The 13,904-nt window shown below is 73.8% G+C and carries 6 protein-coding genes; 2 read left to right on the top strand and 4 right to left on the bottom strand.

The features are described 5' to 3' along the window. Nucleotides 1-17: 17 nt before the first annotated feature. Nucleotides 18-845, top strand: a complete 828-nt coding sequence (locus ACLQ22_RS09205) for a phytanoyl-CoA dioxygenase family protein (protein ID WP_425691876.1) — start codon at nucleotides 18-20, stop codon at nucleotides 843-845. A 216-nt stretch (nucleotides 846-1,061) separates the two neighbouring features. Here the strand turns inward: ACLQ22_RS09205 and ACLQ22_RS09200 are convergent, their stop codons facing one another. Beyond that, the gene (locus tag ACLQ22_RS09200) at nucleotides 1,062-2,402 is read right to left on the bottom strand and encodes an MATE family efflux transporter (protein WP_425691875.1); all 1,341 of its coding nucleotides are present in this window, start codon (nucleotides 2,400-2,402) and stop codon (nucleotides 1,062-1,064) included. Between ACLQ22_RS09200 and fabD the strand changes: the two genes are divergently transcribed. Continuing rightward, nucleotides 2,391-3,428 carry an ACP S-malonyltransferase gene (gene fabD, locus ACLQ22_RS09195; RefSeq protein ID WP_425691874.1) on the top strand — a complete coding sequence of 346 codons (1,038 nt, stop codon included), beginning with the start codon at nucleotides 2,391-2,393 and terminating at the stop codon, nucleotides 3,426-3,428. The two genes, ACLQ22_RS09200 and fabD, sit on opposite strands and share 12 nt — an antisense overlap. A gap of 8 nt (nucleotides 3,429-3,436) precedes the next feature. On the opposite strand, the gene ACLQ22_RS09190 is transcribed toward fabD, so the two are convergent. From ACLQ22_RS09190 to ACLQ22_RS09180, 3 genes are read right to left on the bottom strand one after another with little or no spacing between them, the layout of a single operon-like run. Then, entirely contained in the window at nucleotides 3,437-4,471 is a 1,035-nt protein-coding gene (locus ACLQ22_RS09190) for a MupA/Atu3671 family FMN-dependent luciferase-like monooxygenase (protein ID WP_425691873.1), read from the bottom strand. Beyond that, nucleotides 4,468-11,352: a condensation domain-containing protein gene (locus ACLQ22_RS09185; protein ID WP_425691872.1), complete on the bottom strand. Its 6,885-nt coding sequence runs from the start codon at nucleotides 11,350-11,352 to the stop codon at nucleotides 4,468-4,470. Before ACLQ22_RS09185 ends, ACLQ22_RS09190 begins: the two co-directional genes overlap by 4 nt. Next, nucleotides 11,349-13,871, bottom strand: a complete 2,523-nt coding sequence (locus ACLQ22_RS09180) for a beta-ketoacyl synthase N-terminal-like domain-containing protein (RefSeq protein ID WP_425691871.1) — start codon at nucleotides 13,869-13,871, stop codon at nucleotides 11,349-11,351. The genes ACLQ22_RS09185 and ACLQ22_RS09180 overlap by 4 nt, the downstream gene beginning before the upstream one ends. Between the last annotated feature and the right edge of the window lie 33 nt (nucleotides 13,872-13,904).

The following is a 13,904-nucleotide window of genomic DNA, read 5'->3' as shown; positions in this document are numbered from 1 at the left end:
AGCGGAGTCGCAAAGAGATGATGTTCTCCCCGACCGACCTTGCCGCGCTGCGCTCGCGCTACGAGGAGCAAGGCTGGTGTTCGCCGGCAGCGCGGCTGAGCGCCGCCTCCGTCTCGGCTGTCCGCGAACGCATCGACGAGCTGTGCGCGTCGGCGCGACCCGAGGTCGTCCACGAGGACGACGGCGCCACGGTGCGCGCGGTCCACGGGTGCCACGCGTTCGACGACCTGTGCGCGGCTCTGGTGCGGACGCCGGAGTTGGTGCGCCTGGCCGAGACGCTGGTCGGCGGCGAGGTGTACGTCTACCAGTTCAAGGTCAACCTCAAGCAGGCGGAAGAGGGGGCGGCCTGGCCGTGGCACCAGGACTTCTCGTTCTGGCACCTCGAGGACGGCATGCCCCGGCCCGCGGCCGTGAACATCGCCATCTCGCTGGACGACGTGCACGACCGCAACGGGCCGCTGCTGATCGTGCCGGGGTCGCACGACGACGGCATCTACGACCTGCCCCGGGCGGAGGCGCAACGGGGCAAGCACTGGCGTGAGCACGTGTCGACGACGCTGACCTACACGGTGAGCGACGAGCGCGCGGCCGAGCTGATGGCGGCCAAGGGCGGCCTGCGCATGACCGGTCCCGCCGGGACGATCAACGCGTTCCACCCCAGCATCCTGCACTCGTCGTCCAACAACGACTCGCCCGACCGACGCGCGTTGCTGCTCATCACGTACAACAGGGTCGACAACGCGCCGGCAGCCCCGACGCGGCCGGAGTTCCTGGTGTCGCGGGACACCACGCCGATCACCGCGGGCCCGGACGACCGCCTCACCCTCGTCGCGGCGAGCGCCTGAAGCCGCCGGCCGCCGTCGAGTCGGGCCGGCTTCCCGCGGCGTGACCCCGGGGCCGCCGGGGCCTTGGCGGGCCCCGCAGCAAGCCGGGCCCGCCGCCGTGCGAATCGGCGGACGGCGCACCTGTCGCCGTCCGCCGAGGCGATCGGGTGCGTCAACCGTGTCCGCAGCGGGCCGCTCGCGCGACCGCTGCGGACACGGTGGAGCGCGACGGGCCCGTCACACGGGCGCCGGCTTCCGCAGCCCGCCGCTGACGCGCAGGAACGCGGTGCCCTGGCCGATCCCGACCAGCACGTTGATCACCACGAGCGCGGTCCAGAGCCCGATGATGCCCGTGGCGGAGGCGACCGGCAGGGCGATCACGGCGAGCACGCCGTAGAGGACGGAGAACACGAGGAAGCTCGGCATGGTGCGCTTGAGGCCGGTGAGGCCGAAGCCGAGGACGGCCTGGAGACCGTCACCGAGGATGGCCAGGGCCACGACCGGCAGCAGACCGACCATCACCTCGCGGACGTCGGGATCCACGGTGAACAGCGGGAGGAACACGGGGCGCAGGACGACCAGCAGCGCGCACAGCGTCCCGACCACGGTGGCGGCGACCAGCAGCCCGGCCCGCACGCCGCGGCGAACCCCCGGGATGTCGGCGGTCGCGGCCCGGCTGCTGACGAGCGGGATGCCCGCCTGACCGACCGCGACGGCAGCAGTGAAGGTCAGACCGACCAGCGCCGTGGCGATGCTGTGCGCGGCGGCGGCGGTCGTGCTGATCCGGGCGGCGGCGAACGCGAGCACGCCGAGGACGCCGAACTTGACCAGCACGGTGCCGGCCATGGGGATGCCGACCTTGGCCAACTCGAGCACCCGGCGAGGGTGCAGCCGGGCCACGGCGAGGCCCGACAACGGGATGTCGAGCTTGGCGCACAGGCCGAGCATGGTCATCACACACGTGGCCAGGTTCGCCACCAGCATGGCCAGGCCCGAACCCACCAGTCCGAGAGCCGGCAGCGGCCCGATTCCGTTGACCAGCAGCAACGACAGCACGGCCGTGCACGCGGCCGCGACCAGACCGGCCCGCATCACGATCTTGCTGTGTCCCAGGCCGACGAGGCTCGAGGAGGCCATCGCGGCGATCGAGCCCAGCAGCACGGACCCGGCCATCAGCAGCGGGAAGTAGCCCAACTCGGCGATCGTCTCGTCCGGTACGCCACTGGAACGCGCCAGCAGGCCCGCCCCGGACACGGCGGCCGCGCCGAGCAGGCCGATCGTGACGGCGAGCCAGGTGCCGTCACGGACCACCTTGATCACGCTGTCCCGGTCGTCGGCCGACGCCGACACGAACGGCATGACGCCGCGCACCGCTCCGGTGACCGCGGCGGTCGCCGGGAAGTAGACGGCGCCGGTCAGCGCGAACGCCGCGAGGGCCACCGTGCCGAACCGGCCCAGTGCGGCCGTGTTCACCAGCGCGCTGACGGACGCCGCGATCATCGAAAGGTACAGCGGCGCGGCCACTGCGACGATCTTTCTCGTGTCGCCGCGCTGGTCTGCCGGTTCATGCTCGGTCACGGAGTCCTCCGGTCTTCGGCTATTGTCGCTGATCAATTGACTACAGTCCGGCCGGCGACCCAAGCTGGAGACATGCTCGCATATCGGTTCGCCGCGCTATTTCCTGGCCAGGGTTCGCAGAGGCCCGCGATGGCCGCCCAACTCGCCGCTGTCGACGCTCGATCGCGCACGCCCTACCTCGACATCGCCGACGATCTGCTGGGCATGCCGCTGCGCCGACTGTGCCTGCAGGGTTCGGCCGACGAGTTGCGCGACACGGCGGTGGCCCAGCCGGCCATCCTGCTCACCAGCCTGATCGCCCTCGAACTGCTGCGCGAGCGTGGCCTGGAGCCGTCCGTCACGGCCGGACACAGCCTCGGCGAGTTCACCGCGCTGGTCGCCGCAGGAGTGCTGGAGTGGACCGACGCGCTGCGGCTGGTGCACCGCCGCGGGCAGATGATGTCCAGGGTCGGGCAGGCGGCCCCCGGCGGGATGGCCGCGGTGCTCGGCATCGACGCCGCCCGCGTCGAGGAGATCTGCGCCCGGGTGGCGCGGACGGGCGACGGCACCGTCGAGGTGGCCAACTACAACTCCGAACGCCAGACGGTCGTCTCCGGCACCACGACCGGGGTCGCGGCGGCGAGCGCCGCCGCCCGTGAACTTGGTGCCGACGTGGTCGCGCTCAAGGTCTCGGCGCCGTTCCACTGCAGCCTCATGCGTGACATCGAGCAGGAGTTCGCGTCGGCCCTGGCCGAGGTCGCCTTCGCCACGCCGAGGATTCCGGTCGTCTCCACGGTCACCGCACAGCCGTTGATGGACGGGCAGGCGGCCGCCGCGGCACTGCAACGTCAGCTCTGCGCGCCCGTGCGCTGGCACGAGGTCGTCCGCGCGCTCGCCGAGCAGGAGGTCAGCACGTTCGTCGAGGTCGGCGCAGGCCGCGTGCTGACCAACCTCGGCCGCGCGATCGCCCCGGGCATCCCTACGGTGCCCGCGGGCACCGGCGCGCAGCTCGACGCGGCGGCGGTCCACCTCCGCGCCCCGGCCTAGCCGACCGGTCACAGCTCGGCGCAGCGGTTCTTGAGCTCGGCCAGGTGGTGCAGAGCACGCAGCACCTCATCCGCGCCGACGCCGAAGTCGATGAGGCACGCGAGCTCGTCCACACCCAGGTCGGCGGCTCGCTCGACCAGCGGCACGCAGCTGTCGACCGAGCCGATCAGGCAGCGCTCGCCGACGAACTGCTGAAAGGCGTGCTCCAGCAGTTCGTCGAGTTCGGCCGGGGACAACTCGTCGACAGCGGGCGACCCCGGCCGGTTGACCGCGAACAGGTCCATCGAGGTACGCATGTACGCCGTCATGGGCGACCGTGACACGGCGACCGCCTCCTCGACCGATGGCGCCAGGAAGGTGTGCACCATGAGCGCCACCCGCTCGTTGCCGGCGTCGTGGCCGTGCTGCTCCATGGCGTCGCCGTACTCGGCGAGGTTGGCCTCCAGGCGGTCGAACGACTGGCCCAGCAGGTGGGTCAGCACGCCGACGCCGAACTCGCCGGCGAGCGCGAAGGTCGACGGCGATCCGGCGGCGGTCAGCCACAACGGCGGCAGCGGCTGCACCGGCCGCGGGTAGCTGCGGACCTCGACGACCTGCCCGGCCGGGTCGGTACGCGGGACCGACCCGCCGGCCCACAGCCGGGTGAACTCGGCGATGGCGGCGCGCATGTTCTCCCGGCGGTCCGCGAAGCGCTGCGGCGCGAGCACGAAGTCGCGTGGGTTCCAGCCGGACGCGAAGGCGAGCCCGGCCCGACCCCCGGAGAGCTGGTCCACCATGGACCATTCCTCGGCCACCCGGAGCGGGTCGTGCAGCGGCAGGACCACGCTGCCCGCGCGGACGTGAACGGACCGGGTGGCCGCAGCGACCGCGGCGCCGGTGACCGCCGGGTTGGCGAACGGCGCGCCGAACTCGTGGAAGTGCCGCTCCGGCGTCCAGACCGCCTCGAATCCGTGCGAGTCGGCGAACCTCGCCGCCTCCAGCAGCAGGCGGAGCTGCTCGGCGGCGTCGTCACCGCTGGCGAAGAAGAAGAGGCTGAACTTCATGAGGGGGTTCCTTGCGGCAGTGGGGTGCGGGGGTCGAACACGATCGCGTACAGCGCCTCGCGGTAGGCGTCGAGCACGGCGGGGCCGCCGGCCTGCCGGGCGACGACCTGGAACGACTCCGCCGAGTCGTACACCGCGAAGTGCAGGCGCAGTTCGGGTTCGAGCAGATCCGGACCGACCGGGACCAGGCTGGTCGCGCCGAGGCGGGCAGGACCACGCCCGGCGCGGGCGTAGTTGAACACCACCGGCGGTCCGAGGTGGCCGCCCGGCATCGTGGCACCGGCCGCGTCGGCCAACGGCAGCGCCCGCAGTTCGAACAACTCCTCGACGCGGGTGCGAACGTCGGCCAACAGCTCGCCGGCGGGCACCTGCGACCGCAGCGCGACGCGCAGCGGGACGATGCTGGCGAAGCCGCCGACGGTGGCGTCGAGTTCAGGACCCGTCCTGCCGTCCATGGGCACGGCGAGCACGGCCTCGCCGCCGTCCAGACGGGCCCGCGCGGCGGCGAACGCGGTCAGATGGACGGTGAACGGCGTGATCCGCAGCTCGCCGCAGACATGGCGGATCGCCGACTGCAGCGCCGCGCTGGGCGCCCATCGGGACCGCGTGACCGCCGCCGTCGCGGCTGCCGGGAGCGATCCGCCCGGCGGCGACGTCCAGCCGCCCCGGACCAGCACCTCCCGGGCCCGGGCGATCGGCGCGTGCGGCCCGTTGCGCCAGGTCAGATGACGCAGGAACCCGTCGTCCTCGGGGCCCAGCGCGGCCGGGGCGTCGTACGCCGTGACCAGCTCGTCCAGGAACACGCCCAGGCTCCGCCCGTCCAGCACGGCCTTGTGCAGGGTGAGCCCGAGCAGGCTGCGCTCCTGCGACGCCCGCGCCAGCACCAGCCGGACCGGGTGACTGCTGCTCAGGTCCAGCGGGTCGGCCTGGAGCAGGTCGTGGAGGGCACGAGGGTCGTCGGGACCGTCCACCCGGCGCAGTTCGACCGGATCGGTGGCGAGCACGAGCCGCTGACCCACCCGGCGCAATCGCAGCGCCGCCTGCCGGCGCACCACGGCGTCCAGCGCCCGCTGCAGGCGCACCGGGTCCACCGGGCCGTCCGCCTGGTAGACGAAGGTCTTCTGGTGCGTCGGGTGCGGCGTCGTCAGCAGCCACGCCAGTCCGGGCGGGGGCGCCTGCGGCAGTACGGGAGCGGGCAGCTCGACGCCGGTCGGCGGGGTCCGCTCGCCCCCGCTGCGCGCCTCGACCAGCTTCGCGACGGCGGCCGGGGTGCTGGCGCGGAAGAACTCCGGCACGCTCAGTGCGACGCGGAACTCCGTGCGTACGCGGTGGACCAGCGTGGTCGCCAGCAACGAATGGCCGCCGGCCTCGAAGAAGTCCTCGTCGTCGCTGAGCTCCGGCCGTTCCAGGGCCTCGCGGAACAGCGCGAGGACGCGCTGCCCGAGACCGGTGCCGGCGGGATCGGCCGGCACGCCGACCCGTGCCGCCGGTCGGGGCAGCCGGGCCACGTCCACCTTGCCGTTGGCGTTGACCGGCAGCGCGGGCACGACCGTGAACGACGCCGGGACCATGTAGGACGGCAGTTCCTCGCGTAGCCGTTCGCGCAGGCGGGCGACAGTCGGTTCGGTCGGCCCGTCGAGGACCAGGTACGCGTGCAGCGCACGGTCGCCCTCGTCGCCGTGCGCGACGATGGCGACGTCCGCCACCTCCGGCGACCGCCGGAGCACCACCTCCAGCTCACCCAGCTCCACCCGGAAACCGCGGATCTTGACCTGCTGGTCGGCCCGGCCCAGGAACAGCAGGTCTGCGGAGGGAAGTAGTCGGGACCGGTCGCCGCTGCGGTAGCTGCGCGCCCCGCCCGGCCCCTCGTGGCCGAACCGGTGCCCGGCCGGTCCGGCGTCGTCGGTGTAGCCGGTAGCCACACACGGCCCGGCGATGACCAGGTCGCCGACGCTGCCGCGCGGCACGTCCACGCCGTTCTCGTCGACGACGCGCAGCACCACGTTGTCGATCGGGCGGCCGATCGGCGCGTACCGCGGCCAGTCCTCGGGCGTCGCGCCGAAACGGTACGACGTGACCACGTGGGTCTCGGCCGGACCGTAGTTGTTGATCAGCGCGCAGTCGGGCAGCCCCGTGAAGAACGCGACGAGGGACTCGCCGACGCGCAACTGCTCCCCGGTCGAGGCGATCTCGCGCAGTGATGCCAGCAGGGCGTGGTCGGCCGCGGGGCGGGCCGCCAGCGCGTGCAGCAGCGACACCGGCAGGATCGCCTTGCTCACCCGCTGTTCGGCGATGAAGCGCAGCAGCAGGTCATGGTCGTGCTTGACCTCGTCGGTCGCGATGTGCAGGGAGCCTCCGGCGCAGAGCGCGGCGAAGGTCTCGTGGAAGGCCGCGTCGAAACCGAAGGACGCCAGTTGGAGGAAACGCACGGGCCGGGTCAGGCCGCCGGTCTCCCAGTTGATCAGGTTGGCCAGCGCCACGTGCGGGAAGTGGATTCCCTTCGGCCGCCCGGTGGTGCCGCTCGTGTAGGTCAGGTAGGCGCCGACGTCGCCCGACACGTCGTCACCGGGCAGGCGTCCGGCCCAGCGCCCGACCGCGGCCGGTTCGGACAGGTCGTACCGGTTCAGGCCCGCCGTGATGTCGAGGGTGTCGCCGGAGTCGACGCACACCACCCTCGCACCGCAGTCGGCCAGGATCGCCGCGGTCCGCCGGGGCGGGTGGTTGAGGTCGACCGGTGCCGGGGTCGCACCTGCGCGCAGCACGCCGAGCAGGGCGCAGACCGCCGACACCTCGCGGCGCATCGCGATCGCGACCACGTCGCCCCGGTCGGCCCCGCGCCGGTGCAGCTCCTGGGCGATGCCGCCGGAGATCTCGGCCAGGTCGCGATAGGTCAACGACCTCGTCCCGTCGGTCACTGCCAGGCTGTCGGGGTGTCGCGCCGCGGCGTCGAGGAACCAGGCGTGAACGGGCCCCGCGGGCACCTCGGTGCGGGGCCCGGTGAGGGCCGCGGCCGACCAGGCGCGCGCGGACGGCGGCTCGACGGGCAGGTCGCGCAACCGGGTGTCGGGCTTGGCCAGTGCCTCCCGGACGATGGTGCGCAGCATCTGCACCCAGCGGGCGACGGTCTGCTCCGCGAAGACGTCGGAGTGCAGCAGGCGGGCGTTGACGCCGTCGTCCGTCAGCCACCAGTCCAGCTGGAGCTCCATCGGGCTGCCGCCGGTGTCGAACGGCACCGCCTCCACGGTGAGCCCGGCGGGACCGTCCGGCCGCGACGAGGCGGTGTCGAGCATGTTGAACAGCACCTGGCACAACGGCGCGGCGGACATCTCGCGGGCGCCCCGCACCGACCTGACCAGCACCTCGAACGGGATGTCCTGGTTGTCCAGGCCGTCGCGCTGGGCGCGGGCCGTGCGACGTACCAGCGAGCGGAAGTCGTCGTCCGGCGCCACTCGCAGCCGCAGCGGCAGGGTGTTGACGAAGTTGCCGATGAGGTGCTCGGTGCGTGGCCGGTGCCGGCCCGAGACGGGCACCCCCACCACGACCTCGCGCACCGCGCCGACCCGGCTGAGGAACAGCCCGAACGCGGCCAACATGACCGCGAAGGGGGTGGCGCCCTCCTCGCCGGCCAGCCGGCGCAGTCCGTCGTCGGCACCGGCGAGCGCGAACCCGCGCCGGCCGCCCCGGAACGACGGTTCGGCGCGGCGAGGGCGGTCCGCGGGCAACTCCAGCGCCTCGGGCGCGCCGCGCAGCTCCCCGGTCCAGTAGGCGAGCTGGCGGGCGGCCTCGGCCGAGTCGAGCCAGCGGTTCTCGGCCCGCACGTACTCGAGAAAGACCCCGTCGATCGGGGCCAGACCGGCCGGCGCGCCACCGGTGCGCTGCTGGTAGAACGCGTACAGGTCGTGCAGGAAGATGCCGGTGGAGCGGGCGTCGGCGAACATGTGGTGCACGGCCACGGCCAGTACGTGCCGCTGCGGGTCCATCCGCAGGACGCGGGCGGTCAGGGGCGACCCGTCCAGCGCGATGGGCGCGTCCAGCAGCACCGTGATCTCGGCCTGCAACTCCTGCTCGCTGCCGCAGTCCACCACCGGCACCGGCACCGGGCCGGCGGGCACCACCTGCTGCACGGGCCCGTCGGGAGTGTCCGTCACGGACAGGCGCAGGCTCTCGTGCCGACGAACCACGTCGCCGACGGCGGCGCGCAGGGCCTCGACGTCCAGCGGACCGCGCAGGTCGGCCAGGACCGGCACGTGGTAGGCCTCGGCGGCGCCGGGCAGCTGGGACAGGAAGTGGAACCGCCGCTGCAGGGCGGTCAGCGGAACCGGCCCCGGGACGGCGGGCGTGTCCGCCTCGGCCGCGTCGGACACGGAGGCGGCGGTGTGGACGAGCGCTGCCAGCGTACGGGGGGTGGGAGCGGCCATGAACGAGCCGACGCGGACGTCCACGCCCGCGAGCGATCGGGTGCGCGCGACCACCCGCAGCGCGGCGAGGGAGTCACCGCCGATGGCGAACAGGGAGTCGTCGGCCCCGGTGCCGGGCCGGCCGAGCACATCGGCGAAGACCGTCAGGGCGATGTCGAGTGGGTCCGCGGCTGCCGCCGAATGGACCGGGCCACCGGTGTCGGGCGTCGACGCCGCGGCCGCGGGCACTGCGCCGTCGGCCCCGGGCGCCGAGATCCAGTGCCGCTCGCGGCGGAACGGATGTCCGGGCACGGTGACGACCGCGCCGGGCTCGGCCGGGCCGGGTTCGTCGAGGACACCGGCCACCCAGGCGGCGGCCAGGGCGACCCGCAGGACGTCGGGACCCGGCTCGGCCGCGCTCACGGATGCGGCGTACGGAAAGAGCGCTTCCGGTAGCGGGTCGGCACCGGGGCCGGGCACGAGATCGACCACCGCGTCCACCCGCGGCGGCAGGGTGCGACGCCCGGGGGCCGGCGGGGCACCGGCCAGCAGTGCGACGAGGTCGGGGGTCTGGCCCTCGGCGTGGAACTGGTTGCCGTCGGCGTCGTACCAGGCGACGGCGCAGGGGCGGACGGTCAGGCCCGCTGCGGCGGCGGCAGGTGTGGCACCGCGGGCCAGACGGCGGACGGCCTCGATGCCGTCCGGGTACGACAGCACCCCGGCCAGCACCGCCGCAGCCGCCGTGGTGTCCCGGTCGGACACGACGGCGCTGATCGCGAGGTCGTGCTGCCGCCAGACGTGTGCGAACGCCAGGGCGACCGCGGCGGGCGTGCCGAGCGCGGCCAGGTCACGCACCTGTGCCGCCACGGACAGCCGCTCGAGCAGAGCGTCCAACGCCGCACCGTCCGCGCGAGCGCTGCGCACCCGCGCCGCCGCTCCGCGCGTCCCCGTCGCGGCGCCGAAGGACTCCAGCTCGCCGCCCGGGTACCGGACGAGCACGCGGCGCAGACCGTGCCGCAGGTGGCCGCGACGCAGGGTGTGGGCGATGTCGCGAGCCGCCTCGGCGTCGGCCCCGGCGAGCGTGGCCCGCAGTTGCGCCTCGACCGTGTCCAGATCCTCGCTCCGGCGCGCGGTGAAGGGCAGCACGATCGACGCGGCGGTGGCCGGTGGCACCGCGGCCTGGGCCGGTGGGGACTCCACCAGCAGGTGGACGTTGGTGCCTCCGACCCCGAACGAGCTCACCGCCGCGATGCGGCGCGCGGCGGGCCACGGGGTGCCGACCGCGCAGACGCGGAACGGGGTGGTGGCGAAGTCGATGTGCGGGTTGGTCCGCTCCGCGTGCAGCGATGCCGGGATGAACCCGTGACGGACGGCCAGGAGCGCCTTGGCCAGGCCGGCCGCCCCCGAGGCGGAGTCGAGGTGGCCGATGTTCGACTTCACCGAACCGACCAGGCAGGTCCCGGTGCCGGCGGTGCTGCCGCGGAACGCCTCGGTCAGGCCGGCGATCTCGATCGGGTCGCCCAGGGCCGTGCCGGTGCCGTGCGCCTCCACGTAACCGATCTCGCCCGCGTCGATCCCGGCGAGCCGGTGCACCCGGCGGATCAGTGCCGCCTGCCCGGCGACGCTGGGCGCGGTGTAACCGGTCTTGGCGCCACCGTCGTTGTTGATCCCACTGCCGCGGATCACGGCGAGCACCCGGTCGCCCTCCGACAGGGCATCCTCGAGCCGCCTGAGTACGAACAGCACGATGCCGCTGCCGAAGACGGTGCCGTTCGCGTCGGCGGAGAACGGCCGGCACACCCCGTCGGGCGAGGCGATGCCGCCTTCGACGTACGTGTAGCCGGAGTCGGTGGGCCTGATGCTCACCCCGCCCGCGATCGCGGCGTCGGCCTCGTAGTCGACCAGCGCCCGGCATGCCTGATGGATGGCCGCCAGGCCGGACGAGCACGCGCAGTCGACGGCGATGCTCGGCCCGGTCAGGCCCAGTCGGTAGGACACCTGCGTCGCGGCGAACCCCCGGTCGTTGCCCATGAGGACCCGGTGCCAACCCAGGCGCCGTACGGAAGACCCCTCCGGCCACACGTGGTGCAGCAGGTAGTCGGAGTGGTTCATGCCGACGAAGACGCCGATGTCGCCCCTGAAGCGTGCGGGGTCGATCGCGGCATCCTCGAGCGCGCGTACCGAGGTCTCCAGCAGGAAGCGCTGCTGCGGGTCGGTGGCCGCGCACTCGGCCGGTGTCATCCCGAAGTACTCGCCGTCGAACAGCGCCGGATCGGCGAACCGCTTGCGACGCGCCACATGGCCGGGACCACCGCCCGGGACCTCGTCGGTGGGGACGTCCTCGACCGGGTCGGCACCGTCGCGGAGAAGACGCCAGAACTCCTCGACCGAGTCGGCACCGGGTACGCGGCAGGCCATGCCGACCACAGCGACCGCCGACAGGTCCGCCTCGTCGGTCGAGAGGTCGGCCTGGTCCGCGGTCACAGCTCGACCGTCTCGGCGTCGTCCTGGAGGTGGTCGGAGCGCATCTGGCTGTACAGCGACGACAGCCGCACCCGGGCGGCCACCCGCTCGGTCATCTCGGCCAGGGTCTCGGGCTCGAGCAGATCCACGAGGGTGCACCGGACATGGAGGCGGTCCAGGATGCGGGCGAGCATCCGGGCGGCGAGGATCGAGTGCCCGCCGAGATCGAAGAACCGGTCATCGGGCGAGACCCGGTCGACGCCGAGCACCTCGCACCAGATCTCCGCCAGTTCGGCGGCGACGTCGACACCGGCCATGTCCACCTGCGCCGCGCCGGTCGTCCCGGGCACGGGCTCCGCCGGCGCCGGGGCGCTCCGGTCGAGCAGCCAGTGCCGGCGCGGGTCGAACGCCACCGGCAGGTGGGCACGCGGCCCCTCCGGCCGCGGCCGCAGTGCGGCCCAGTCGACGTCGGCGCCGGCTTCCCAACAGGACGCGAGCATCCGCAGCAGGCACTCCCAACTGGCAAGCGCGTCGGCCAGCGGCAGCGCCGCCGGACCGTCGGGTTCATCGAGCAGCCCCATGAACCCGCAGCGGGCCTCCTCGGCCAGGTCGTCGGGGGACGGCGCGCTCCCCGCATGGAGCACGATCCCGCTGTGACGCAGCACGACGTCGCAGCGCAGCGGGGCCGGAGCGGCGGCGGCGAGAGCTGCCGCGATCGCCTCGGCGATGTCGTCGCAGCGGGTGAGGTCGCCGCCCTCGGTGACCACGCGCATGCCGTCGACGTGCAGGCGGGCGCACTCGGCCGCCACCGCCGGGGACACCGAGCCGGCCGCGGCGAGGGCGTGGAACGCTCCCGCCCCGGCCCCGGTCAGGGTGTCCGCCCGCACGCCGAGGCGGGCGAGCGCCTCGATCAGCCGCAGCGGAGCGGGAGCAGCCGACGGGGCGGCCCCGAGACGATCGAGCACCGTGTCGGCCGGGTCCAGCGTGTCGGGCAGGGCGAACACGATGCCCTTGGCGGGCGGCGCGGGCGGAGCCGCACCGAAGGCGGCCGCGACCTCGTCCCTGGTGGCCAGCACGGCCGCTTGCCGGAACTGCGGGAACGTCCTGCGGCGGGCGAGGGTGACCGCCAACGCCGCAGGGGCGGCATCCGACGTGGCGACGGCGGTCCGAAGCGCGGTGAAGGCGGCCTCGGTGTGCGCCGACACGGGCAGTACCCAGACGCCGTCCTCGTCGACGCGCGTCTGTTCGCCGAACTCCGGTGCCTCCTCGATGACGACATGTGCGTTGGTGCCGCCGACGCCGAGCGAGGTGACCGCCGCCCGGCGCGGGCCGGGCACCGCGGGCCAGGGATGGGCGGTGCCACTCACGTACAGCCCGGTGTCTTCGAGCCGGATGGCCGGGTTGAGGTCGCGGTGGCCGGGAGTCGGGGGGACGATCCCGTCGCGCACCGCGAGTACGGCCCGGATGAGCCCGGCGGCGCCGGCCGCCTCGTCGAGATGCCCGATGGCCGACTTCACGCCTGCGACAGCGCACGGACCCGTTGCGCCGAGGCTGGCCCGTGCCTCGGCCAGCGCAGCCATTTCGACCGGATCGCCCAGCGGGGTGCCGGTGCCGTGGGCCTCCACGTAGGAGACCGACGCGGCGTCGACCGCCGCGTCAGCCAGCGCGGCGAGGATGACGTCACGCTGCCCCCGCACGCTGGGCGCGGCGAAGCTGAGCCGGTCGCCACCGTCGTTGTTGAGCGCTGAACCGCGGATCACGGCGTAGACCCTGTCGCCGTCACGCCGGGCGTCGGCGAGGCGCTTGAGGACGACCACGCCGGCCCCGCTGCCGGGCACCGTGCCGTCGGCGGCCGCGTCGAAGGGCCGGCACCGCCCGGAGGAGGACATGACACCTCCGTTGCGGCGGAGGTAGCCGTGGCTGTCCGGCAAGGTGATGGAGACGGCGCCGGCGACGGCCAGGTCGCAGTCGCTGGCTTGCAGGGCGCGCCGGGCCACGTGCACCGCGGCCAGCGAGGTGGAGCACATGGAGCTGACGTGGACGCTGGGGCCGTGCAGGTCGAGGTGGTAGGAGACGAGCAGGGGCAGCGCGGCGGGCAGGTCCCAGGGCAGTCGGGGCTCGGCGGCGCCGACGGGGCGTCGGGCGGCGTAGCGGTTCTCGCCGGCACCGGCGAAGACCCCGACGGACCGGGTGTCGGCGCCGGACCACCCGGCATCGTCCAACGCCCGTACCGCTTCTTGCAGGAACACCCGGTGTTGCGGATCCATGGACGCCGCGTCGGCGGGGGCGATGCCGAAGTACGCGGCGTCGAACTGATCGATCCCGTCCAGCAGACCGGCGGTCGGCACGTACTCGGGATGCCTACGCAGCGACTCGGCGACACCGCGTTCGGCCTGGTCCGCCGTGTCGAGCGTGGTGATCGCGATCTCGCCCGCGAAGGCGAGCCGGGCGAACTCGTCGATGTCGGCGGCGCCGGGGAATCGGCAGGCCATGCCGATGATCGCCACGTCGGTCCGGTGCGGGCTCTCGGTTCCAGCCATGTCGGTCGGTACCTCTCCAGGGTGATTCCGCGT

It is taken from the genome of Micromonospora sp. DT178 (genome assembly GCF_049841695.1).
In the GTDB taxonomy this organism is placed as follows: Bacteria; Actinomycetota; Actinomycetes; order Mycobacteriales; family Micromonosporaceae; genus Micromonospora.
The sequence above is the reverse complement of the archived record's forward strand: the minus strand, read 5'-3'. Positions and strand labels throughout refer to the sequence as shown.

Coding starts and splice junctions, on each gene's coding strand:
- ACLQ22_RS09205 (WP_425691876.1), top strand. CDS start 18: ATGATGTTCTCCCCGACCGACCTTGCCGCGCTGCGCTCGCGCTACGAG.
- fabD (WP_425691874.1), top strand. CDS start 2,391: ATGCTCGGTCACGGAGTCCTCCGGTCTTCGGCTATTGTCGCTGATCAA.
- ACLQ22_RS09190 (WP_425691873.1), bottom strand. CDS start 4,471: ATGAAGTTCAGCCTCTTCTTCTTCGCCAGCGGTGACGACGCCGCCGAG.
- ACLQ22_RS09180 (WP_425691871.1), bottom strand. CDS start 13,871: ATGGCTGGAACCGAGAGCCCGCACCGGACCGACGTGGCGATCATCGGC.